The organism is Duganella sp. P38, from assembly GCF_050859475.1.
Lineage (GTDB): Bacteria > Pseudomonadota > Gammaproteobacteria > Burkholderiales > Burkholderiaceae_D > Rugamonas.
The window spans coordinates 2,941,497-2,962,281 of sequence record NZ_CP193936.1 but is presented as its reverse complement, the minus strand read 5'-3'; the positions used below and the strand labels follow the sequence as shown (position 1 = coordinate 2,962,281).

Genomic DNA, 20,785 nt, shown 5'->3' with positions numbered 1-20,785 from the left:
TCCCTTTGGAGCTGTATACCTGTACGTTACGACAAGTGACGCTAAGTAACAATAGCCATGATCTATAATCGCCCATACTCCCGCTACCTAGAGATGATGCTTTGGCAACTTCCAACACCCAACTGCCCGCGTGGCTGAACCGTCGCAACATGATCCGTGCCGCCATGGGCGCCGGCCTGGCCGGCCTCGTCGCCGGCGGCCTGCTGCTCGCCTACATGCTGCTATATGTGGCGCCGAACCTGCCGTCGCTGGAGGCGGTCACCGACTACCGCCCGAAAATCCCGCTGCGCGTCTACACCGCCGATAACGCCCTGATCGGTGAATTCGGCGAGGAGCACCGCGACTTCATCGCGGTGAAGGACATGCCGGAAATGATGAAGAAGGCGCTGCTGTCGATCGAGGACAAGCGTTTCTATGAACACAACGGCATCGACTGGCTGCGCATGCTGGGCGCGGTGCGCTCCAACCTCGGCGGCTCGTTCCGCCAGGGCGGCTCGACCATCACCATGCAGGTCGCGCGCAATTTCTACCTGACGCGCGAGAAAGTCATCGGCCGCAAGCTGCAGGAGCTGATGCTGGCCCTGAAAATCGAGGCTGCGCTCAACAAGGAGCAGATTCTTGAGCTGTACATGAACCAGATCTACCTGGGCCAGCGCTCGTTCGGCTTCGGCAGCGCCGCGCAGACTTATTTCGGCAAATCGATCAAGGAGCTGGATGTGGCCGAGATGGCCATGCTGGCCGGCCTGCCGCAGAATCCGGCGCGCCACAACCCGATATCCAATCCGAAGCGCGCCAAGCAGCGCCAGCAAATCGTGCTGCGCATGATGCGCGACCAGGCCATCATCACCGAAGAACAGTTCCAGAAAGCCTCGCACGAAACCCTGCACATCAGCCGCAAGGGCCAGGATTTCGACGTCCACGCCGAATACGTGGCCGAGCTGGCGCGCCAGACGGTTTACGCGCAGTTCAAGGAAGAATCGTACACGCGCGGCATCAGCGTCTACACCACGATACTGAAGGCCGACCAAAAGGCCGCCTACGAATCGACGCGCCGCAATGTGCTCAATTATGACCAGCGCCACGGCTATCGCGGCCCGGAAGCGTTTATCACGCTGCCGGACAGCGAGGAAGAGCGCGACGACGCCATCGAGGACGCAATCCAGAAACGCCCAAGCAGCGACGGCCTGATTCCGGCCGTGGTGCTGTCGGCCAGCCCGAAATCGGTGAAAGTGCAGAATCCGGCCGGCGAAGAGATTTCCATCAGCGGCGACGGCCTGCGCCTGGCTGCCAGCGCGCTGACCGACAAGGCCAAGGAAGCCGTGCGCCTGCGCCCCGGCGCGGTGATCCGGATCATGCAGAACGATAAGGGCGCATGGAGCATCACCCAGGTGCCGCAGGTGGCGGCAGCCTTCGTGTCGATCGACGCGGTAACCGGCGGCTACCACGCCATGGTCGGCGGCTTCGACTTCAACCTGCAAAAGTTCAACCACGTGACGCAGGCGTGGCGCCAGCCGGGTTCGTCGATCAAGCCTTTCGTGTACTCGGCCTCGCTGGAACGCGGCTTCTCGCCGCTGACGCTGATCAACGACGTGCCGCTGAACCTGAGCGGGGCCGAAACCGGCAACGAAGCCTGGTCGCCGAAGAATGACGACGGCAAGTTCGACGGCCCGATCACCATGCGCACGGCGCTGTCGGAATCGAAGAACGTGGCCTCGGTGCGCATCCTGCGCGCCATCGGCGTGCCGTATGCGCACGGCTACCTGGGCAAGTTCGGCTTCGACCTGGCCAAGCATCCGAAGAACCTGACCATGGCGCTGGGCACCGGCTCGGTCACGCCGGCGCAGCTGGCCGGCGCCTACTCGGTGTTCGCCAACGGCGGCTACTCGGTCGAGCCTTACCTGATCGCCAAAATCGTCGATGGCGACGGCAAGATCATTTCCGAGGTCAAGCCGCGCGAGACGCTGCCGGACGAGGCCCGCGTGATCGACCCGCGCAACGCCTTCGTCACCGACAGCATGATGCGCCAGGTGACCCGCACCGGCACCGGCGCCGCCGCCGCCCGCCTCGGCCGCTCGGACATCGCCGGCAAGACCGGCACCTCCAGCGACGCGGTGGACGGCTGGTTCGCCGGTTACGGCGGCGGCATCGTCGCGGTATCGTGGATGGGCTATGACGATTCGCGCTCGCTGGGCGGCAAGGAGTTCGGCTCCAGCGTGGCGCTGCCAATCTGGATCGACTACATGAAGGTGGCCCTGCAAGGACGGCCGGCGCGCGACCGCATGGTGCCGGCCGGACTGACGCAGGTGGACGGCGAATGGCTGTACGACGAATTCACCGGCGATACCGCGCATCCGCCGCTGGACTTCGACACCGAACCGGCGGGCGCCGAGAACGTGGCGCCCGGCCAGCCGCTGACGCCGGCCGCGCCGGCCAGCCCGGCGCCGGCCCCGGCTATTACGCCGAACGCTGAAAACATCAAGCCGGTGCCGACCGGGCCGGGGCGCTAGGCCAGGTAGCCGCGCATCATGCGCACGGCGCTGTCGGCGAAGCGGTCGGGGCCGATGTCGGCGGCGCGGTATTTCCAGCGCTTCACGTACCAGTCCTGGAAAGTGGCGAGGATGTGGGCGGCGATCAGGTCCGGGCTGCCGCGCAGCGACGGCACTTGCGCGATCACGTCGGCAAACAGCGACTGCACGTGCAGTTCCGATTCCTTGGCCGTGCCACGCTGCTCGGCCTGCAAGACGCGCGAGTCCATGAAGACGAAATAGAACCACGGCTGCAGAATTTCCGAGACATAGATCGAGGCGCGTATCAGCGCCTCCAGCCGGTCCAGCGGGTCGCTGACATCGCTGAACATCGTCGGCACCTCGTGCGTGGCGTGGCGCACCACGTCCTCGATCATCTCGGCCAGCTGGTCCTTGCTGCTGATGTAGCCGTACAGCCCGCCCATCGACAGCCCGGTTTCGCCGCACAGGTCGCGCAGGTTCATGGCGCGGAAGCCGACCTCGTTGGCCAGCTTGAAGGTGGCGTTGAAGATTTTCTCCAGGTTCTCCAGCGCCGGCTTGCGGCGCTTGACCGTGATGCGGTCGGCATAGCGGTCGAGCAGATAGGCCCAGATGTTGACGCCATCGAGCGGCGTCATCGCCTGAAATTGTTGGAAATCGAAATGTGCCGGCAAGGTTGTCCCTGTAGTTGGTTTTTGATTACGATTATAGCGCAGGCGCTTGCCGGCCACCTGCGCGGTCAGGGCTGGCAATCAGTTGACGTAACGTGCGATGAAATACACGCCGCCCAGCATCAGGGACGCGAAGCCGTACAGCTTCCACATATGGGCCATCATGCCCTTGTTCAGATCGTCGCGCTGCCTGGCCAGCGTTTCCTGAAACTCCAGCTTGTGCTCGTACAGCGTGCGGATGATACGATCATGGCCGCTGTGCATTTCCGCGCGCAGCGATTGCATGTCGTCCTTGGTAGAACAGTTAGCTTGGGTAACGGCCATATCCACCTCCACCGCGGTGACCCGCGTTTCGATTGAGTTCAGGCGCATCTCGCCGCGGACATCGTAGACATTGCGGGATTCGCTGGCAACGCGTTGGCTTTCATTAGTGCCCGGCATGATCGCTCTCCTTTTCAGACTACTATCGATGAGCTACCAACCTACCACCGCACGGCAAGCCACCTTTGATCTACATCAAACGAAAAAAGGCAGCCACGGAGGGCTGCCTTCAGCTTGCTGCTGCGCCAGATAGTGGCTTACTTTATTGTTGGTCAGAACTCTTCCCAGTCGTCGGACGAGGCCGCAGCCATCTTGCGCGCCGGCGCCGCCCTGGCTGGCGCCGCCTTCAGGGCCGGACGCGGCGCGGCGGCCTTCAGTGCCGGCGTCGGCGCGCTGGCCGTCTTGCGCGCGGCGACCGGCTGCGCGCGCGGCGCCGCGCCTTCGTCGATGCGGAACACGCTGACCACTTCCGCCAGCCCCGCCGCCTGCTCCTGCAGCGAGGCGGCCGCCGCTGCGGCCTGCTCCACCAGCGCCGCGTTCTGCTGCGTCACCGTATCCATCTGCCCGACCGCCATATTGATCTGATCGATGCCGCTGCTCTGCTCCTGCGTGGCCATGCTGATCTCGCCCATGATATCGGTGACGCGCTGCACGCTGTTGACGATCTCGCCCATCGTGGTGCCGGCCTCCTCCACCAGCTTGCTGCCGGCGCTGACCTTCTCCACCGAGTCGCCGATCAGCCCCTTGATTTCCCTGGCCGCCGCCGCCGAGCGCTGCGCCAGCGTGCGCACCTCGCCGGCCACCACGGCGAAACCGCGGCCCTGCTCGCCGGCGCGGGCCGCCTCCACCGCCGCGTTCAGCGCCAGGATATTGGTCTGGAACGCGATGCCGTCGATCACCGAGATAATATCGACAATCTTGGCCGAGGAGGCGTTGATCGAATCCATGGTTTCCACCACGCGCGCCACCACATCGCCGCCGCGCTGCGCCACGCCGGAGGCCGAGGCCGCCAGCGTATTGGCCTGGCGCGCGTTGTCGGCGTTCTGCCGCACGGTCGAGGTCAGCTCTTCCATCGACGAAGCCGTCTCTTCCAGCGAGCTGGCCTGCTCCTCGGTGCGCTGCGACAGGTCCAGATTGCCGCTGGCGATCTGCGACGACGCCGTCGCGATGGTGTCAGTCCCGCTGCGCACCTGGCCGACGATGCGGATCAGGCTATCGTTCATATTCTTCAGCGCCCCCAGCAGCTGGCCGGTCTCCTCGCGGGTCTGCACCTCGATGCGGCTGGTCAGGTCGCCCGACGCCACCGTCTGCGCCACCCGCACCGCCTCGTTGATCGGGTTGGTGATCGCCGCCGCGATATACATCGCGCAGCCGATGGCCACCAGCGCGGCGATCACCGCCGCCGTCACCATCGCCCACTCGGCGCTGTTGACCGCCGCCGTGCCGGCCTTGACGCTCTCCTCGGAAATGCCCTCGTTCAGGCGTTCGATCTTCATCAGCGTCGCCTCGGCCTTCTGGAACAGCGGGCGCGACTGGTTGTACTGCTGGTGGAAGGCGGCCTGCAGCTCCTTTTGCTTCTGCTCGTCGGTATTGCCGGCCATCGCGCCGATGGTGGCGCCGATCTTCTCGTCGGCCGCCTTCCATTCGGCCCACTCGCCGGTGAACTGCTTCCACAGCAGCGCCTCTTCGGCCGTTTGCGGCAGCGGCTCGTAGCGCTTCCAGCCGCGTTCGATATTGGCCCAGGCCTTCTTGCGCATCTCCAGCGCTTCGCTGAAACGCGCCTGCGCCTTGCTGTCGTTGGCGTAGGTGCCGGCAAACAGGTTGGCCGCCGCCACCGCGGTCTGGCCTTCGCTCATCGCCAGCAAGCCCTGGATCGACGGCAGCCGCACTACGCCGATTTCGTTGACCGAATCGCCCACCTTGGCGATGCCGCGATAGCCGGCCGAGCCGACCACCAGCAGCGCCAGCATCATGATGGCAACCAGGGTCGCCAGCTTCCACTTGATGAGAAGATTGTTGAACATCGCCTGCTCCCGAAGTGGCCGAGTGGTTAGAATTGGTGAAAATTGTTCCTCTTAACCAATATGCGGCCCCGGCAACGGCTGCGTCAATCAGATTTGCGCCGGGTGTGGCGCGCCGCGCACAGTGGCTAGACAGCAACATTATCAAGACTGGTATCGGTTACAGTAACGGTCATCGCAGACCAAGCACACGCTCATGCCCTATCCTATTGAACACAAGCTGGTGATCGGCATCGCCTCCAGCGCCCTGTTTGACCTCACCGCCTCGCACCAGGTCTACCTGGAAGGCGGCCAGGAGGCCTATCGCAGCTACCAGGAGCAGCAGATCGACGCCATCCTCGACAAGGGCGTCGCCTTCCCCTTCATCCGCCGCTTCCTCAGCATCAACAAGCGGCACCCGGACACGGCGCCGGTGGAAGTGGTGCTGTTCTCGCGCAACTCCCCGGAAACCGGCCTGCGGGTGATGAACTCGATCGCCCACTACGGCCTGGACATCTCGCGCGCCTGCTTCCTGACCGGCGAATCGCCGTACCGCTACTTGCCGGCCTTCAACACGTCGTTGTTTTTATCAGCCAATGAAGAGGACGTGCGGCGCGCGCTGGACGCCAACCACCCGGCCGGCCTGGTGCTGCCCTCGCGCACCGAGGACGATGAGGCCGACGGCGAACTGCGCATCGCCTTCGACTTTGACGGCGTGATCGCCGACGACGAATCCGAAACGGTCTTCAAGCGCAACAACAACGTCGACGAATTCCACGCCCACGAAACCGCGCGCGTCGCCATCCCGCACCAGCCCGGCCCGCTGGCCGACCTGTTCCGCAAGCTGTCGCTGATGCAGCAGATGGAGGAAGACGCCCAGCGCGCCGACGCCGGCTACAAGAAAATCCTGCGCATCGCCATCATTACCGCCCGCAGCGCGCCGGCGCACGAGCGCGTGGTGACCACGCTGAAAAGCTGGGGCGTGTCGGCCAACGAGACGTTTTTCCTGGGCGGCATGGAAAAAGCGCGGGTGCTCAGCATCTTCAAGCCGCATCTATTCTTCGACGACCAGCTCAGCCATTTGCGCTCGCCGGCGGGGAACATTCCAATGGTGCACATCCCCTTCGGCATTGCCAACCGCTTGGTATAATAAGGGTCTGGATAACTGTTGAATGTATGTTGTGTCGTCAGCCTTAACCAAAGCCATTCCAAAACCCGGTAACCGCTTTGCCCTGCCCGCGTTGCACGGCTCTGCGGACGCCTACGCCCTGGCGCAAATCGCGCTTGAACTTAAATCCCGCGGCCAGATGCTGGCGGTGGTCGTCGCCAGTGCCAGCGACGCCCAGCGCCTGCTGGACGAAATCCCCTGGTTCGGCGGCGCGCAGCTGCGCTGCCACCTGCTGCCGGACTGGGAAACGCTGCCCTACGACGCCTTCTCGCCGCACCAGGACCTGGTGTCCGAGCGCCTGGCAACGCTGCACGAAATCTCCAGCGGCCAGTGCGACGTGATGCTGGTGCCGGCCACCACCGCGCTGGTACGCATGGCGCCGCCGTCCTTCCTGGCCGCCTACACCTTCTTCTTCCAGCAGGGCGAATCGCTGGACGAGGCGGCGCTGAAGTCGCAACTGACGCTGGCCGGCTATACCCACGTGACGCAGGTGATGTCGCCCGGCGAATACTCGGTGCGCGGCGGCTTGATCGACCTGTTCCCGATGGGTTCCGCGCTGCCTTACCGTCTCGACCTGTTCGGCGACACCATCGAAACCATCCGCACCTTCGACGCCGACACCCAGCGCTCGCTGTACCCGGTCAAGCAGGTGCGCTTGCTGCCGGGCCGCGAATTCCCGATGGACGAAGCGGCGCGCACCGCCTTCCGCAGCCGCTGGCGCGAACATTTCGAGGGCGACCCGTCGCGCGCCGTGATCTACAAGGACATGAGCTCCGGCATCGCCTCGGCCGGCATCGAATACTACCTGCCGCTGTTCTTCGACGAGACGGCCACGCTGTTCAACTACCTGCCTGCGGGCGCGGTGGTGGCCACCGTCGGCGACATCGAAGCGGCGATCAAGCGCTTCTGGACCGACACCAACTCGCGCTACCGTTTCCTCAAGGCCGACCGCGAGCGCCCGATCATGGCGCCGGAAGACCTGTTCCTGTCGGACGAACAGTTCTTCGTGCTGGCCAAGCCCTATCCGCAGGTCGCCATCCGCCACAACCCGGACGCCGGCGCTTCCGAGCTGTCGGCGCCGGTGCCGGACATCGCCGTCAATCGCCACCTGGACGATCCGCTGACCAATCTGCGCGCCTACCTGATGCAGTCCGGCAGCCGCGTGATGATCTGCGCCGAATCGAACGGCCGCCGCGAAACGCTGCAACAGTACTTCAACGAGTACGACCTGGCGCTGGCGCCGGTGGAAGGCTTCGACGGTTTCGTCGACTCGGACGCCAAACTGGCGCTGGGCGTGGCGCCGCTGCACGCCGGCTTCGAGCTGGCGGCCGGCAAGGAACGGCTGATCTTCATCACCGAAACCGAGCTGTATGCGGGTTCCGGCCGCCGCGTCGGCAAGAAGAAGCAGGAAGCCGTCACGCAGGTCGAATCGATGGTGCGCGACCTGTCGGAACTGAAAATCGGCGATCCGGTGGTGCACATCAACCACGGCATCGGTCGTTACATGGGCCTGACCACGATGGATCTGGGCGAAGGCGACGCCGAATTCCTGCACCTGGAATACGCGAAAGAGACCAAGCTGTATGTGCCGGTGTCGCAGCTGCACGTGATCTCGCGCTACTCAGGCGCCTCGCCGGACGACGCGCCGTTGCACACGCTGGGTTCGGGCCAATGGGAGAAAGCCAAGCGCAAGGCCGCCGAACAGGTGCGCGACACCGCCGCCGAACTGCTCAACCTCTACGCCCGCCGCGCGCTGCGCCAGGGCCACTCGTTCGAATACTCGGCGCACGACTATGAACGTTTCGCCGACAGCTTCGGCTTCGATGAAACGCCGGACCAGCAGGAAGCCATCAACAACGTCATCAAGGACATGACCTCCGGTAAGCCGATGGACCGGCTGGTGTGCGGCGACGTTGGCTTCGGCAAGACCGAAGTGGCGCTGCGCGCCGCCTTCATCGCCGTCATGGGCGGCAAGCAGGTGGCGATCCTCGCGCCGACCACGCTGCTGGCCGAACAGCATGCGCAAACCTTCGCCGACCGCTTTGCCGACTGGCCGGTGCGCATCGCCGAAATGTCGCGCTTCCGCACCGGCAAAGAGATCGCCCAGGCGATCAAGGGCATGGCCGACGGCACGCTGGACATCATCATCGGCACCCACAAGCTGCTGTCGGAAGACGTCAAGTTCACGCGGCTTGGGCTGGTCATCATCGACGAGGAGCACCGTTTCGGCGTGCGCCAGAAGGAAGCCCTGAAATCGCTGCGCGCCGAAGTGGACGTGCTGACGCTGACCGCCACGCCGATCCCGCGCACGCTGGGCATGGCGCTGGAAGGCCTGCGCGACTTCTCGGTGATCGCCACCGCGCCGCAAAAGCGCCTGGCCATCAAGACCTTCGTGCGCAGTGAAGGCGAATCGATCATCCGCGAAGCGTGCCTGCGTGAGCTGAAGCGCGGCGGCCAGGTCTACTTCCTGCACAACGAAGTGGAAACCATCCAGAACCGCCTGGCGATGCTGACCGAACTGCTGCCGGAAGCGCGCATCGCCGTCGCCCACGGCCAGATGCACGAGCGCGACCTGGAAAAAGTGATGCGCGACTTCGTCTCGCAGCGCTACAACATCCTGCTGTGCACCACGATCATCGAAACCGGCATCGACGTGCCGACCGCGAACACCATCATCATGCACCGTGCCGACAAATTCGGCCTGGCGCAGCTGCACCAGCTGCGCGGCCGCGTCGGCCGTTCGCACCACCAGGCCTATGCCTACTTGCTGGTGCACGACGTGCAGTCGCTGACCAAGCAGGCGCAACGTCGCCTGGACGCCATCCAGCAGATGGAGGAACTGGGTTCGGGCTTCTACCTCGCCATGCACGACCTGGAAATCCGCGGCGCCGGCGAAGTCCTGGGCGACAGCCAGTCCGGCGAGATGACCGAAATCGGCTTCCAGCTGTATTCGGACATGCTGAACGAGGCGGTGCGCTCGCTCAAGGCCGGCAAGGAGCCGGACCTGGCTGCGCCGCTGGCCACCACCACCGAGATCAACCTGCACGTGCCGGCGCTGCTGCCGGCCGACTTCTGCGGCGATGTGCACGAACGCCTGTCGATCTACAAGCGCATGGCCAACTGCGACACGCAGGGCAAGATCGACGACATGCAGGAAGAGCTGATCGACCGCTTCGGCAAGCTGCCGGACGCCGTCAAGGCGCTGATCGAAACGCACCGCCTGCGCATCGCCGCCAAGACGGTCGGCATCATCAAGATCGACGCCCACACGGAAGCGGCCAACCTGCAATTCATGCCGAAGCCGCCGATCGATCCGATGCGCATCATTGAGCTGATCCAGAAGAATCGCCAGATCAAGCTGAATGGGCAGGACAAGCTGAAGATCACCGCCGCCATGCCGGACCTGACCGCGCGCGTAGCGCAGATCAAGGCCGCCATCAAGCAACTGACCTGAGACGGCAGAACCAATACTTTAACTACTATCTACGCACATGACTAACGCAAAAACCGCCATGAACCTCGTACTGCAGGGCGTCGGCAATTGCAAGGCGCGCCTTGAACGCATCGCCGCGCTGACCGCATCGGCCAACCTGACCTGGCTGGGCGACAGCGCGGTGCGCTGCGAGGGCATCGCCTTTTCGACCGCCTTGAGCCAGACCATCGAGGTGGCGGCACAGGCGGCGCAGCTGGACACCACCTACTCCATCGGCCTGCACAAGATGAGCGACTACAAGCTGGTGGCCATGGACATGGATTCGACGCTGATCACCATCGAATGCATCGACGAAATCGCCGATATGCAGGGCCTGAAGCCGCAGGTGGCGGAAATCACCGAGGCGGCCATGCGCGGCGAGCTGGATTTTGCCGAAAGCCTGAAGCGCCGCGTGGCGCTGCTGGAAGGCCTGGACGCGTCGGCGCTGGAACGCGTGTACGACGAGCGCCTGCAACTGTCGCCGGGCGCGGAAACCATGCTGAAGGCGGTGCAGGCGGCCGGCCTGAAAACGTTGCTGGTGTCGGGCGGCTTCACCTTCTTCACCGAGCGCCTGAAAAAGCGCCTGGGCCTGGACTACACCAACGCCAATGAGCTGGAAATCGTCGGCGGCAAGCTGACCGGCAAGGTGGTGGGCGGCATCGTCGACGCGGAAGAGAAGAAACGCACGGTGGAACGCGTGTGCGAAGAACTGGGCATTTCGCCGTCGCAGGCGATTGTCATGGGCGACGGCGCCAACGACCTGAAAATGATGAGCATCTCGGGCATGTCGGTGGCCTTCCGCGCCAAGCCGGTAGTGCGCGAGCAGGCCAACGTGGCGCTCAACTTCGTCGGCCTCGATGGCATCCTGCCGCTGCTGACCTAATGCCGCTGCTTCTTGGCCGCCTTGATCGCGTACATTTGCGCATCGCCGGCGGCCAGTAATTCATCGACGCCCTGCGGCGCCGCCGGATTGAATTCCACCACGCCGGCGGAAAACTCCAGGTGATAGCCGCGCGCGGCGCGGGAGTTGTAGTCGGCAAGCAGCTTGCCGAATTTTTGCAGCACGCTCTCGGCGTCGCTCTTGCCGGCGCCGGTCAGCAGCACCACAAACTCATCGCCGCCGAGCCGCGCAAACAAATCCGTGCTGCGGAAGCTGGCCTGCATCACCTCCGCGAACGCCGCCAGCGCGATATCGCCTTCCGCATGCCCGAACTGGTCGTTGATCGGCTTGAAACGATCGAGGTCGATGAACGCCAGCGCCGCCGGCTGGTTGTTACGGATACAGAAATTCAGCCCGTATTGCGCCAGTTGCAGGAAGCCGCGCCGGTTGGAAATGCGCGTCAGGTCATCGGTGGTGGAGGTCTGGAAGGCGCTCAGTTCATCCTCCACCATCGAGGCGAGGTCGCGCAGGGCCGCGGCGTCGTCCTGGTCGAACTCGCGCGGAACGTTGTCGATGATGCATAGCGTGCCGACCTTGACGCCGTTCGGCGCCCGCAGCGGACAGCCGGCATAGAAACGGACATTCGGGGGCCGGTTACCAGCGGGTTGTCGGCGAAGCGTCCATCCCGCAGCGTGTCGGGGATCAGGAAAATGTCGTCCCCCAGGATGGCGTGACCGCAGAAGGAGACGTTGCGCGGCGTCTGGCAGGCGTCCAGCCCCTGCGCGGACTTGAACCATTGGCGGTCTTCATCCACGATGCTGACCAGCGCGATCGGCACGCGGAACATGCGCCTGGCCATGCGGGTAACGCGGTCGAAGCGCTCCTCTGCGGGGGAATCGAGGACATTCAGGGACTTCAACGTTGCTAGCCGGAGTGCCTCATTCCGGGGGATGCCGGGCTCTGTCAAGGTAGTCTCCTATGCGCATGGGCTTAGTCGTTTCATAATACTACCCTAACTTTTTGCCTCCGAGCGTAGCGATTAAACCATCTGTCGCGTCCTCGATATAGTCGAGCACCAGATCGAAGCCCTTGCCGCCGCCGTAATATGGGTCCGGCACCACCTCTGAGGCGCTGCGGGTGGCGTGCGCCATCATCAACCTCAGCTTGTGGCGATGCTGCGGCGGACAGGCGGCTTGCAGCAACTTCAGGTTATCGTGATCCATCGCCAGCAGGTGGTCGAAGTCCTCGAAATCCTGCGCGCTGACTTTGCGCGAGCGCTGCGCGGACAGGTCGTAGCCCCGCCTGGCGGCAAACTCCATCGAACGCGCGTCGGGCGGCTCGCCGACGTGATAGCCATGCGTGCCGGCGGAATCGACATGGAAGCGCTGCGCCAGGCCCGCCGCCGCAACGCGATGCCGGAACACCCCCTCCGCCGTCGGCGAACGGCAGATATTCCCCATGCAGACAAACAGCACCGATACCGGCTTGGCCATGGCCAAACTCCTTATATAATCAACACGCTTGCATTTTACCGTTGAAGGAGTGGGAATGACATCGAGTTGCGGCTGCCGCCTGATGGAGATTGACGACGCAATACAGGGCGCGCAGGTGCCGACGGCCTTCCTCTATCCCGCCAGCGGCGCGGAAAAGCCCGAACACTTCGGCCCCTACTCGCTGGACGTGGCGCTGGAGGCGCCGCCGGCTGACGGCGCCTATCCATTGGTGGTGGTCTCGCACGGCCACTCCGGCACGCCGTGGGCCTACCGCGAGCTGGCCAAACACCTTGCCCTGTCGGGCTTCGTGGTCGCCCTGCCCGCCCATACCGGCAACACGCGGCTGGACAATACACTGGCCGGCACCGCCGCCAACCTGGCCAACCGCCCGCGCCACCTCACGCTGGTGATCGACGCGGCGCTGGCCGACGCAACGCTGGCGCCGCACATTGCGCGCGATGGCGTCGCCGTCATCGGCCACTCCATCGGCGGCTACACGGCACTGGCGGCGGCCGGCGGCATCGCCTGGAGCGGACCGTACGAGCGCAAAAACTCCAGCGCGCAGCCCGAGCCGGTGACGGTCACGCCCGACCCGCGCATCAAATCGCTGGTGCTGCTGAATCCCGCCACGTTCTGGTTCATCGCCGGCTCCTTGCGGCCGGTGGACCTACCGATACTGCTGCGCACCGGCGAAAAGGACGACATCACGCCGATCGAACACGCGCACAAGATCATCGAGGGTGTGGCCCGGCCGGCGCTGGTCGAGCACAAGGACATTGCGGGCGCCGGCCACTTCGCCTTCATGAGCAAGTTCCCGCCCGAGATGACGCGGCCGAACTTCAAGCCGTCGCAAGACCCGGAAGGCTTCGACCGCGAGTCGATCCAGGCGGAATTCTTTGCCGACGTGACCGGGTTTCTCAAGCGGACACTGTGCGCCACGCCGGGCACCGCCTAGCTATACTTGTTACAAACAACTGAAGGAGAGATCATGTCCCAACAATTGGTACTGGACGGCCGCCTGGAATCGGCCAAAACCACCGCGTGGTGGCTGTATGTGATTCATGCGGTCAGCTTTGTGTTCTCGCTGGGCGCATTTTCGATCATTCCGCTGATACTCAACTATCTGCAACGGCCCAGCACCGAGGGCAGCTTCATTCACAGCCACCATACCTGGATGATCCGTTCCTTCTGGTGGTATGTGGTGTGGGTAGTGGTTGGCGCGGTGTTCTTCATGACCTTCATCGGCATTCCGATCGCCTGGCTGATCTGGATCGGCGCCTGGCTGTGGAAGGCCTACCGCCTGATCATCGGCATCACGCGCATCAACCGGAACGAACCGGCCCCAGTGTAAGGGCATGGCGCAAGCCTGCGACGATCACCTCGTAGGCTTGCTGCCGGCTGTCTTCATCGCGCGCCCGCAACACAAAGGACGGATGATAGACGGCCACCACCCAGCGCCCTTCGTGCACGAACGGCGCATCCATCACAGAACTCATCGTCGCGCTGCCGTCCCTCAGCACCGATTTCAACGCCGTCGCGCCCAGCGCCACCACCACCTCCGGCCGCACCCGCGCCAGTTCCTCCTCCAGCCATACATGGCATGCCGCCACCTCGCGCTGCGCCGGCGTCTTGTGCAGGCGGCGCTTGCCGCGCAGCTCCCATTTGAAGTGCTTCACAGCGTTGGTCAGGTACACCTGATCGCGTTCGACGCCCGCCTCGGCCAGCGCGCGGTCGAGCACCGCGCCTGCCGGGCCGACAAACGGCAGCCCTTGCAAATCCTCCTGGTCGCCCGGCTGCTCGCCGACCAGCATGATGCGCGCCTTGTCCGGCCCGACGCCCGGCACGGCCTGGGTGGCGTTGCGCCATAGTTCGCAGCGGCGGCACTGGTCCAGCGTGGCCGGCTGCTCGCGCCGCGGTTGCGCGCGTTCGGCCGTGACGGCGATGGTGGTGGCGCCGCCGCGCCGGCCCACGGCGCCGGTCTGGCCGGTGCGGCGCTCGCCATTGGCGGCGCTGCTAATCATGGCCGGCACGATGGCGCCTTCCGGCAGATTCTTCCAGAAGCGCGATGGAATATGGCTGCGCAACAGGTCCGCGTTGAGGCGGGCCGGATTGAAGATGCTGCGGTAATAGGTGAGCCACAGCGCCTCGCCGACGTCTTCGATATCGGCGGCGCTGCGCATCAGCGCCGGCGCGTCGTGCAGATGCTCGCCGTCCCACAGCACGGCGGCGCCGGGCGTGGCGATCATCCAGGTGGCATTGCCCATGCGGCGGGCGAAATGGCGCGCCACTTGCGGCAACACCTCATGCGTAGGCTCGAACCAGGCGACGAAGCGCGGCGCGCCATCTTCCTCCTTGCGTTCGCGGAATCGTACATAGGCATGCATGTCGTGCTCCTCGCGGCGGACTGCTTTGACCATGGCGTACAGCCGGGCGCCGTCCGCATCGGCGGCCGATATCACATCGCGCTCGCCCAGTTGCCAGCGCCAGATTACCTTGTACAGGAAAGCCCAGCGGTCGGCGGCGCTGAAGCATGCGGCGCTGGCCAGCATCTCCATCAGTTCACGCGGCAGGCGCAGTTCCTTCGCCGGGGCCGCGCCGCCATCATGCGCAGGCTGCACCGCCGGCTGAGCGCCGGCTGATGTGCCGGCTGACGTGCCGGTGGCGGAAAACAGATCGCCATCGTCCTCGCTGGCGGCCCATTCCACGTATTCCGGCGCCACGCCTTGCGCGATCAATGCGCGCGCCGCGTCGCGCCACTCGTCGAACGAGCGCACCACCTTGCGCATCATGCCGCCTGCAACTCCGGCCACAGGCTCATCTGGCGCGGCGCATCGGCCATCGCCCGGCGCAAATGCTCGGACGGACTGGCGTCCCGCGCGGGGAAGTAATCCGCGGTGATGATGAACGGCGAAATCTTTTTCATGCTGCACCTCAGCCGCGACAGGTCCGCATAGCGCACCTGCCGCAAACGCCGCAGCTCGACGATGCGCTGCGCATTACGCAATCCTATGCCAGGCACGCGCGCAATCATGTGCGGTTCCGCACGATTCAGGTCCAATGGAAAATGCTCGCGGTGCTGCAATGCCCACGCCAGCTTGGGGTCGATATCCAGCGCCAGGTTGCCGCCGCTGTCGGGCAGCAGCTCCTGCGCCTGAAAGCCGTAGCCGCGCATCAGGAAATCCGCCTGGTACAGCCGATGCTCGCGCAACATCGGCGGCGGCGCCAAAGGCACGCTTTTCGGGCTTTGCGGAATCGGGCTGAAAGCCGAGTAATACACGCGCTTGAGCTTATAGCTGCCGTACAGCGTCTGCGCGGTAGAAAGTATCTGCTGATCGTCGCTCGCGTCCGCGCCCACGATCATCTGCGTGCTCTGCCCCGCAGGCGCAAAGCGCGGCGCCTTCGGCTCCCCGGCTTTTTCATCGAGCTTGCGGCGGATGGAGCCCATCGCCAGCTTGATCGTGTGGACGTTCTTCTCGGGCGCCAGCTTTTGCACGCTGTCCTGCGTCGGCAACTCGATATTGACGCTGAGGCGGTCGGCATAGCGCCCCGCCGCCGCGATCAACGCCGGATCGGCATCGGGGATGGTCTTCAGATGGATATAGCCGCGGAACTGGTGCACCTCGCGCAGTTGTCGCGCCACCTGCACCAGCTGCTCCATCGTGTAATCGGCGGACTGGATGATGCCCGAGCTAAGAAACAGCCCGTCGATGTAATTGCGGAGGTAAAAATCGGTGGTCAGCTTGACCACCTCCTCTACCGCGAAGCGCGCGCGCGGCACGTTCGATGTGCGCCGGTTCACGCAATACTGGCAATCGTACAGGCAGTAATTGGTCAGCAGGATCTTCAGCAGCGATACGCAGCGGCCATCCGGCGTATAGCTATGGCAGATGCCCATGCCGGTGGTGGCGCCGAATCCATCCTTGCCGATGGAGTGGCGCTTGGGCGCCCTGCTGCTGGCGCAGGAGGCGTCATATTTGGCCGCGTCGGCCAGGATTTCCAGCTTATCCGTTAATTCCATCGCAAGCCCCGATATACTGTATGCACATACAGTATATCAGAGTTTGTTCAGGACAGGATCGCTTTTAGTGCGTCAACCAGCTTGCTGCATTCCTGATCGGTGCCGATCGAGATGCGCAGGAACTGGTCGATACGCGGCGCGGTGAAATGACGAACCAGGATGGCCCGCTCGCGCAGCGCCTTCGCCAGCTGCGCGCCGTCGCGCTGCGGATGACGGGTGAAAATGAAGTTGGCATGCGACGGCAGCACCTCGAAGCCCAGCGCCTGCATCTGCGCCGACAGCCACGCCCGGCTGGCGATGATGGCTTGCGAGGTCTGCTCGGTGTAAGCCACGTCGTCCAGCGCCGCCACGGCGCCGGCCTGCTGCACCTGGCCGAGCGGATAGCAATTGAAGCTGTTCTTCACACGCTCAAGGCCCGCGATCAGGTCTGGATGGCCGACCGCAAAGCCGACCCGCAGGCCAGCCAGCGAGCGCGATTTGGACAGCGTCTGGATCACCAGCAGATTGTCGTAACGGTCCAGCAACGCCGCAGCGCTTTGCGCGCCGAAGTCCACGTAGGCCTCGTCAATCACCACCACCTGCTGCGGATGCGCTTTTACCAGCGCCTCGATCTGCGCCAGCGTCAAGGCGATGCCGGTCGGCGCGTTCGGATTGGCGAGGATGATCGCACCGCACGGCTGCTCGTAGCCGGCGATGTCGATCTCGAAGCGCTCGTTCAGCGGCACTTGCACGCAGTCGATGCCATACAGGCTGCAATACGTTGGATAGAAGCTGTAGCTGATGTCCGGCGCCAGCAGCGGCAAATCATGCTTCAGCAAAGCGTGGAAGGTATGCGCCAGCACCTCATCCGAGCTGTTGCCGACAAAGACCTGCCCGCGCGTCAGGCCGAAGCGGCGCGCCACCGCGTCCTTCAGCGCCGCATTGGACGGATCGGAATACTTGCGCAGGCCATCGCCGGCTGCTTCATGCATCGCGGCGATCGCCCTGGGCGACGGACCGTAGGGGTTTTCGTTGGTATTCAGCTTGACCAGGCCAGGCATCTGCACCTGTTCGCCCGGCGTGTACGGCGTGAGGCCATGTACGACTTTGCTCCAGAACTTGCTCATTACATTTCCCCAAATGCTCGCTCGATATCGGCGATTAAATCCTGCACGTCTTCCAGGCCGACGTTGAAGCGCACCAGTATGCCCTTCTCCTGCCAGCTCTGGCGCATGTGCTGTATGCGGTACGGCATGACCAGGCTGTGCGCCCCGCCCCAGCTATAGCCGATCTTGAACAGCTTGAGCGCATCGACAAAGCGGTCGGTCTGCGCCTCCGTATAGCGTTCATCGAAAATCACCGAGAACAGGCCGCCGGCGCCGGTAAAGTCGCGCTTCCAGATGTCATGGCCGGGGCAATCGGCGAACGCCGGGTGCAGCACGCGGCTGATCTCGGGGCGCGCTTGCAGCCATGCCGCCAGCTGGCGCGCCGCCGCGTCGTGCGCATCGAAGCGCAAGCGCATCGTCGGCAGGCCGCGCGACACCAGATAGGCATCGTCCGCGCCCACGCCCATGCCCAGCCGCATATGCGCCAGGCTGAGACGCTCGTACAGCGCGCGGTCGCGCGTAATCACGGCGCCCATCAGCACATCGGAGCCGCCGGACTGATACTTGGTCAGCGCCTGCATGATGATGTCCGCCCCCAGATCGAAGCCGCGCAGCGCCATGCCGGCCGACCAGGTGTTGTCCAGCGCCACCAGCACGCCGCGTTCGTGTGCCGCCTTGCAAATGGCCGGCAGGTCCGGCACCTCCATCGACACCGACCCCGGCGACTCAACCCAGATCAGCTTCGTATTCGGCTGGATCAGTGCAGCGATGCCCTCGCCAAGCGAGGGATCGTAGTAGCGCGCGGTGATGCCGAAATCGGCGTTCAGCCAGCGTCCCAGTTCACGGTTCGGCGTGTAGACGTTATCCGGCAACAGCACATCGTCGCCGGATTTCAGCAGCGCGAAATCGACCATGGCGATGGCCGCCAGGCCGCTTGGCGCCAGCAGGCAATGCCTGCCGTCTTCAATCTCCGCCAGCCGCGCCTCCAGCGTGAACGTGGTCGGCGTTCCATGCAGCCCGTAGGTATAGGCGCTCTTGTCTTTCCAGTCGCCCGAGCGCATGGCCGCCACGTTCTTGAACAGCACCGTGGATGCATGATGGATCGCGCCGGGAAAAGCGTCGAATCCCTCCGGCGCCTTGTAATCCGAGTGGATCAGCGCCGTCTGCGGAGATTTTTGCACGGCCATGATCAGCGCATATTGCCGGTGTGGCCCAGCGAGTAGCGGCCCGGCTGCGGCCACACGGTCAGGCCGTGCGGCTCCTGGCCGACCTTGACCTGTTTGACATCGCCGTTGGCGGTGTCGATGCGGTACACCACATCGTCGAAGCGGCCGGACAGCCACAGGTACTTGCCGTCCGCGCTGACGTTGCCCATGTCCGGGCTGCCGCCGCCAGGGATAGGCCACTGCGACACCACTTTTTCGGTGGCGAAGTCGATCACCGTGACGCGGCCCTTGCCTTTGCGCTTGCCGTGAATATTGTGCGTGCCGCGGTTGGCGACATACAGCTTGGTGCCGTCGCGGCTAGGATACAGGCCGTGCGCTCCGACGCCGGTCGGAATGAAGCCGACCTTGGTGAACGAGGCCGCGTCGACCACGTGCACGCCGTCGGCGTCCATGTCGGCGATGTAGTAACGCTTGCCGTCCGGCGAAACGCGGATATCCTGCGGCATGCCCTTCTTCTTGCTGCACACCTCATTGGCAAGCAACTGGTCGATCGGATCTTTCTCCGAGAAGCGCGTGGTCGGCATCGACAGCTTCAGGTAGCCCTCGACCTTGCGCGTGGCCAGGTTGATGCGCGCCACCGAGCCGGCGAATTCGCAGGTGAACATGGCGTAGCGGCCGTCAGGCGAAAAGTCGGCGTGATTGATCCCGCCGCACTCCGGCACGTCGATCGCATATTGCAGCTGCATGGTCTTCGGATCGCGGAAGTCCAGGCGGTGCAAGGCTTCGGCCACCACGATGGCGGACTTGCCGTCCGGCGAATAGTACATATTGTATGGATCGTCGACCGGAATCTGGACGCCCGGCTTGCCGGTGCGCGGATCGATCGGCGTCAGGCTGCCCTTGTTGGTGCGCTCGGCGTTGTTCGCCACCCACAGCGACTGCAGGTCGTATCCCGGCACCACGTGCTGCGGGCCGACGCCGACCTTGAACTTGTCCACCACTTTGAGCGTGTCCGGATCGATCACGTAGACATCGTTGGAGCGCAGGTTGGGCACATACACGCGCGGCAGGTGGTCCTTGGTGACAGGGCTGAGATGTGCGGGACCGATGCCGGCGTAGACGTTGACCGGGGCGGCGGCGGCCGGCGCGGCGGCTTGCGCCGGCCGCATATTCGTTACAGCCAGCAGGCTGCCGGCGCCAATCAGACCAACGGCGGCCAGCGCCGCGTAGACGATACGATTAGTTTTCATTTGGGTGCTTTACTAGTGGTGGATGGCGCGCCATGCGCCGCAAAATCGGAAATCGCCGCGACCGAGGTGTCGACGATGCGCTGCACGCCAAGCCGGCCCAGTTCCGCCGTGGCGCGGCGCGCGTCGCCGCGCACGCCCTGCGCCGCCGTCGGCGACGGGCCTTGGGCCAGCGCTTCGCTGCGCACCAGGGATTTATCGGTAGCCAGCATCAGCGCGGCGTCGGCCAGCCCGGCATGCAGGCCGATTTCGGCCTTGCTGTAGCCGCGCTTTTGAAGATCGGCGATGAACGGTTCCTGCGTCACGTCGTAATACGCCAGCAGCGCCAGTGCGCGCGCCTTGCCATCCTTGGCCCAGGCCTTGTTCAGCCGTTCAGCGACGCGGGTTTCGCTCTTCTGGTAGCCGCCATGGTCGCCGATGAAGACGATGTGGCGGAAGCCGTGCTGGCGCAGGCTCTGCGCGGCGCCGGCCAGCAAATCTTCAAACGTGGATTCGGGAATGGACAGCGTGCCGGCAAACTTCATGTGGCCGGCCGGCGGCGTGATGCTGCCTTCCGGGACATAAGTCACCACCGGCGCGACGACGGCGTTGCCCAGCTTTTGCGCGATCATGCGCGCCAGCACATTGGCGCGGACATTGTGCTTGCCTAAGGCGATATACGGGCCGCTTTGCTCGGTGCCGCCGATCGGGATAATGGCGGTGGTGGCGCCGGCGTCAATCCGGGCGCGCAGTTCAGTGCTGGTCATTTCTTCCAGCATGA

At 64.4% G+C, this 20,785-nt stretch carries 17 protein-coding genes and 1 pseudogene; 6 read left to right on the top strand and 12 right to left on the bottom strand.

Annotation, left to right across the window (positions count from 1 at the left end):
* Positions 1-149 precede the first annotated feature (149 nt).
* A complete protein-coding gene (locus ACRQ5J_RS13775) occupies positions 150-2,507 on the top strand; it encodes a penicillin-binding protein 1A (RefSeq protein ID WP_432383652.1) in 2,358 nt (785 codons plus the stop codon).
* Here the strand turns inward: ACRQ5J_RS13775 and ACRQ5J_RS13770 are convergent.
* The 3 genes from ACRQ5J_RS13770 to ACRQ5J_RS13760 form a co-directional block, all read right to left on the bottom strand.
* Complete coding sequence (locus ACRQ5J_RS13770; RefSeq protein WP_432377480.1) at positions 2,504-3,178, bottom strand: TetR/AcrR family transcriptional regulator; 675 nt, start codon at positions 3,176-3,178, stop codon at positions 2,504-2,506. The genes ACRQ5J_RS13775 and ACRQ5J_RS13770 overlap by 4 nt on opposite strands.
* Before the next feature lie 78 nt (positions 3,179-3,256).
* Complete coding sequence (locus tag ACRQ5J_RS13765) at positions 3,257-3,616, bottom strand: hypothetical protein (RefSeq protein WP_432377479.1); 360 nt, start codon at positions 3,614-3,616, stop codon at positions 3,257-3,259.
* Between the two features lie 152 nt (positions 3,617-3,768).
* The gene (locus ACRQ5J_RS13760; RefSeq protein ID WP_432377478.1) at positions 3,769-5,520 is read right to left on the bottom strand and encodes a methyl-accepting chemotaxis protein; all 1,752 of its coding nucleotides are present in this window, start codon (positions 5,518-5,520) and stop codon (positions 3,769-3,771) included.
* A gap of 193 nt (positions 5,521-5,713) precedes the next feature.
* Between ACRQ5J_RS13760 and ACRQ5J_RS13755 the strand changes: the two genes are divergently transcribed.
* From ACRQ5J_RS13755 to serB, 3 genes are read left to right on the top strand one after another with little or no spacing between them, the layout of a single operon-like run.
* Complete coding sequence (locus tag ACRQ5J_RS13755; protein WP_432377477.1) at positions 5,714-6,646, top strand: 5'-nucleotidase; 933 nt, start codon at positions 5,714-5,716, stop codon at positions 6,644-6,646.
* Between the two features lie 22 nt (positions 6,647-6,668).
* Complete coding sequence (gene mfd / locus ACRQ5J_RS13750) at positions 6,669-10,118, top strand: transcription-repair coupling factor (RefSeq protein WP_432377476.1); 3,450 nt, start codon at positions 6,669-6,671, stop codon at positions 10,116-10,118.
* Positions 10,119-10,176: 58 nt separating this feature from the next.
* Entirely contained in the window at positions 10,177-11,019 is an 843-nt protein-coding gene (gene serB / locus ACRQ5J_RS13745; protein ID WP_432377475.1) for a phosphoserine phosphatase SerB, read from the top strand.
* Here serB and ACRQ5J_RS13740 read toward each other — a convergent pair.
* The 3 genes and pseudogenes from ACRQ5J_RS13740 to ACRQ5J_RS13730 all read right to left on the bottom strand — a co-directional run bounded on the left by ACRQ5J_RS13740 (position 11,016) and on the right by ACRQ5J_RS13730 (position 12,509).
* Positions 11,016-11,528 carry a GGDEF domain-containing protein gene (locus ACRQ5J_RS13740; RefSeq protein ID WP_432383651.1) on the bottom strand — a complete coding sequence of 171 codons (513 nt, stop codon included), beginning with the start codon at positions 11,526-11,528 and terminating at the stop codon, positions 11,016-11,018. The genes serB and ACRQ5J_RS13740 overlap by 4 nt on opposite strands.
* A 51-nt stretch (positions 11,529-11,579) precedes the next feature.
* A pseudogene (locus tag ACRQ5J_RS13735) lies at positions 11,580-11,863 on the bottom strand (GAF domain-containing protein); the annotation flags it as partial.
* Between the two features lie 160 nt (positions 11,864-12,023).
* The gene (locus ACRQ5J_RS13730) at positions 12,024-12,509 is read right to left on the bottom strand and encodes a low molecular weight protein-tyrosine-phosphatase (protein ID WP_432377474.1); all 486 of its coding nucleotides are present in this window, start codon (positions 12,507-12,509) and stop codon (positions 12,024-12,026) included.
* Between the two features lie 55 nt (positions 12,510-12,564).
* On the opposite strand from ACRQ5J_RS13730, the gene ACRQ5J_RS13725 reads away from it, so the two are divergent.
* Positions 12,565-13,464: an alpha/beta hydrolase family protein gene (locus ACRQ5J_RS13725; protein WP_432377473.1), complete on the top strand. Its 900-nt coding sequence runs from the start codon at positions 12,565-12,567 to the stop codon at positions 13,462-13,464.
* Between the two features lie 33 nt (positions 13,465-13,497).
* The gene (locus ACRQ5J_RS13720) at positions 13,498-13,860 is read left to right on the top strand and encodes a DUF4870 family protein (RefSeq protein WP_432377472.1); all 363 of its coding nucleotides are present in this window, start codon (positions 13,498-13,500) and stop codon (positions 13,858-13,860) included.
* Here ACRQ5J_RS13720 and ACRQ5J_RS13715 read toward each other — a convergent pair.
* From ACRQ5J_RS13715 to ACRQ5J_RS13690, 6 genes are read right to left on the bottom strand one after another with little or no spacing between them, the layout of a single operon-like run.
* Entirely contained in the window at positions 13,832-15,298 is a 1,467-nt protein-coding gene (locus tag ACRQ5J_RS13715) for a UdgX family uracil-DNA binding protein (protein ID WP_432383650.1), read from the bottom strand. The two genes, ACRQ5J_RS13720 and ACRQ5J_RS13715, sit on opposite strands and share 29 nt — an antisense overlap.
* The gene (locus ACRQ5J_RS13710) at positions 15,295-16,527 is read right to left on the bottom strand and encodes a putative DNA modification/repair radical SAM protein (protein WP_432377471.1); all 1,233 of its coding nucleotides are present in this window, start codon (positions 16,525-16,527) and stop codon (positions 15,295-15,297) included. The genes ACRQ5J_RS13715 and ACRQ5J_RS13710 overlap by 4 nt, the downstream gene beginning before the upstream one ends.
* A gap of 47 nt (positions 16,528-16,574) precedes the next feature.
* Positions 16,575-17,633: a histidinol-phosphate transaminase gene (gene hisC / locus ACRQ5J_RS13705; RefSeq protein ID WP_432377470.1), complete on the bottom strand. Its 1,059-nt coding sequence runs from the start codon at positions 17,631-17,633 to the stop codon at positions 16,575-16,577.
* Complete coding sequence (locus ACRQ5J_RS13700) at positions 17,633-18,799, bottom strand: cystathionine beta-lyase (RefSeq protein WP_432377469.1); 1,167 nt, start codon at positions 18,797-18,799, stop codon at positions 17,633-17,635. Before ACRQ5J_RS13700 ends, hisC begins: the two co-directional genes overlap by 1 nt.
* Positions 18,800-18,801: 2 nt before the next feature.
* Positions 18,802-20,028: a YncE family protein gene (locus tag ACRQ5J_RS13695; protein ID WP_432377468.1), complete on the bottom strand. Its 1,227-nt coding sequence runs from the start codon at positions 20,026-20,028 to the stop codon at positions 18,802-18,804.
* Complete coding sequence (locus tag ACRQ5J_RS13690) at positions 20,025-20,771, bottom strand: creatininase family protein (protein ID WP_432377467.1); 747 nt, start codon at positions 20,769-20,771, stop codon at positions 20,025-20,027. The genes ACRQ5J_RS13695 and ACRQ5J_RS13690 overlap by 4 nt, the downstream gene beginning before the upstream one ends.
* Between the last annotated feature and the right edge of the window lie 14 nt (positions 20,772-20,785).

Bases quoted from the DNA above. Each gene is read 5' to 3' on its own strand.
- ACRQ5J_RS13775 (WP_432383652.1), top strand. From the start codon at position 150: ATGATCCGTGCCGCCATGGGCGCCGGCCTGGCCGGCCTCGTCGCCGGC.
- ACRQ5J_RS13765 (WP_432377479.1), bottom strand. From the start codon at position 3,616: ATGCCGGGCACTAATGAAAGCCAACGCGTTGCCAGCGAATCCCGCAAT.
- ACRQ5J_RS13760 (WP_432377478.1), bottom strand. From the start codon at position 5,520: ATGTTCAACAATCTTCTCATCAAGTGGAAGCTGGCGACCCTGGTTGCC.
- ACRQ5J_RS13755 (WP_432377477.1), top strand. From the start codon at position 5,714: ATGCCCTATCCTATTGAACACAAGCTGGTGATCGGCATCGCCTCCAGC.
- mfd (WP_432377476.1), top strand. From the start codon at position 6,669: ATGTATGTTGTGTCGTCAGCCTTAACCAAAGCCATTCCAAAACCCGGT.
- serB (WP_432377475.1), top strand. From the start codon at position 10,177: ATGAACCTCGTACTGCAGGGCGTCGGCAATTGCAAGGCGCGCCTTGAA.
- ACRQ5J_RS13740 (WP_432383651.1), bottom strand. From the start codon at position 11,528: ATGGTGGAGGATGAACTGAGCGCCTTCCAGACCTCCACCACCGATGAC.
- ACRQ5J_RS13730 (WP_432377474.1), bottom strand. From the start codon at position 12,509: ATGGCCAAGCCGGTATCGGTGCTGTTTGTCTGCATGGGGAATATCTGC.
- ACRQ5J_RS13725 (WP_432377473.1), top strand. From the start codon at position 12,565: ATGACATCGAGTTGCGGCTGCCGCCTGATGGAGATTGACGACGCAATA.
- ACRQ5J_RS13720 (WP_432377472.1), top strand. From the start codon at position 13,498: ATGTCCCAACAATTGGTACTGGACGGCCGCCTGGAATCGGCCAAAACC.
- ACRQ5J_RS13715 (WP_432383650.1), bottom strand. From the start codon at position 15,298: ATGATGCGCAAGGTGGTGCGCTCGTTCGACGAGTGGCGCGACGCGGCG.
- ACRQ5J_RS13710 (WP_432377471.1), bottom strand. From the start codon at position 16,527: ATGGAATTAACGGATAAGCTGGAAATCCTGGCCGACGCGGCCAAATAT.
- hisC (WP_432377470.1), bottom strand. From the start codon at position 17,633: ATGAGCAAGTTCTGGAGCAAAGTCGTACATGGCCTCACGCCGTACACG.
- ACRQ5J_RS13700 (WP_432377469.1), bottom strand. From the start codon at position 18,799: ATGGCCGTGCAAAAATCTCCGCAGACGGCGCTGATCCACTCGGATTAC.
- ACRQ5J_RS13695 (WP_432377468.1), bottom strand. From the start codon at position 20,028: ATGAAAACTAATCGTATCGTCTACGCGGCGCTGGCCGCCGTTGGTCTG.
- ACRQ5J_RS13690 (WP_432377467.1), bottom strand. From the start codon at position 20,771: ATGACCAGCACTGAACTGCGCGCCCGGATTGACGCCGGCGCCACCACC.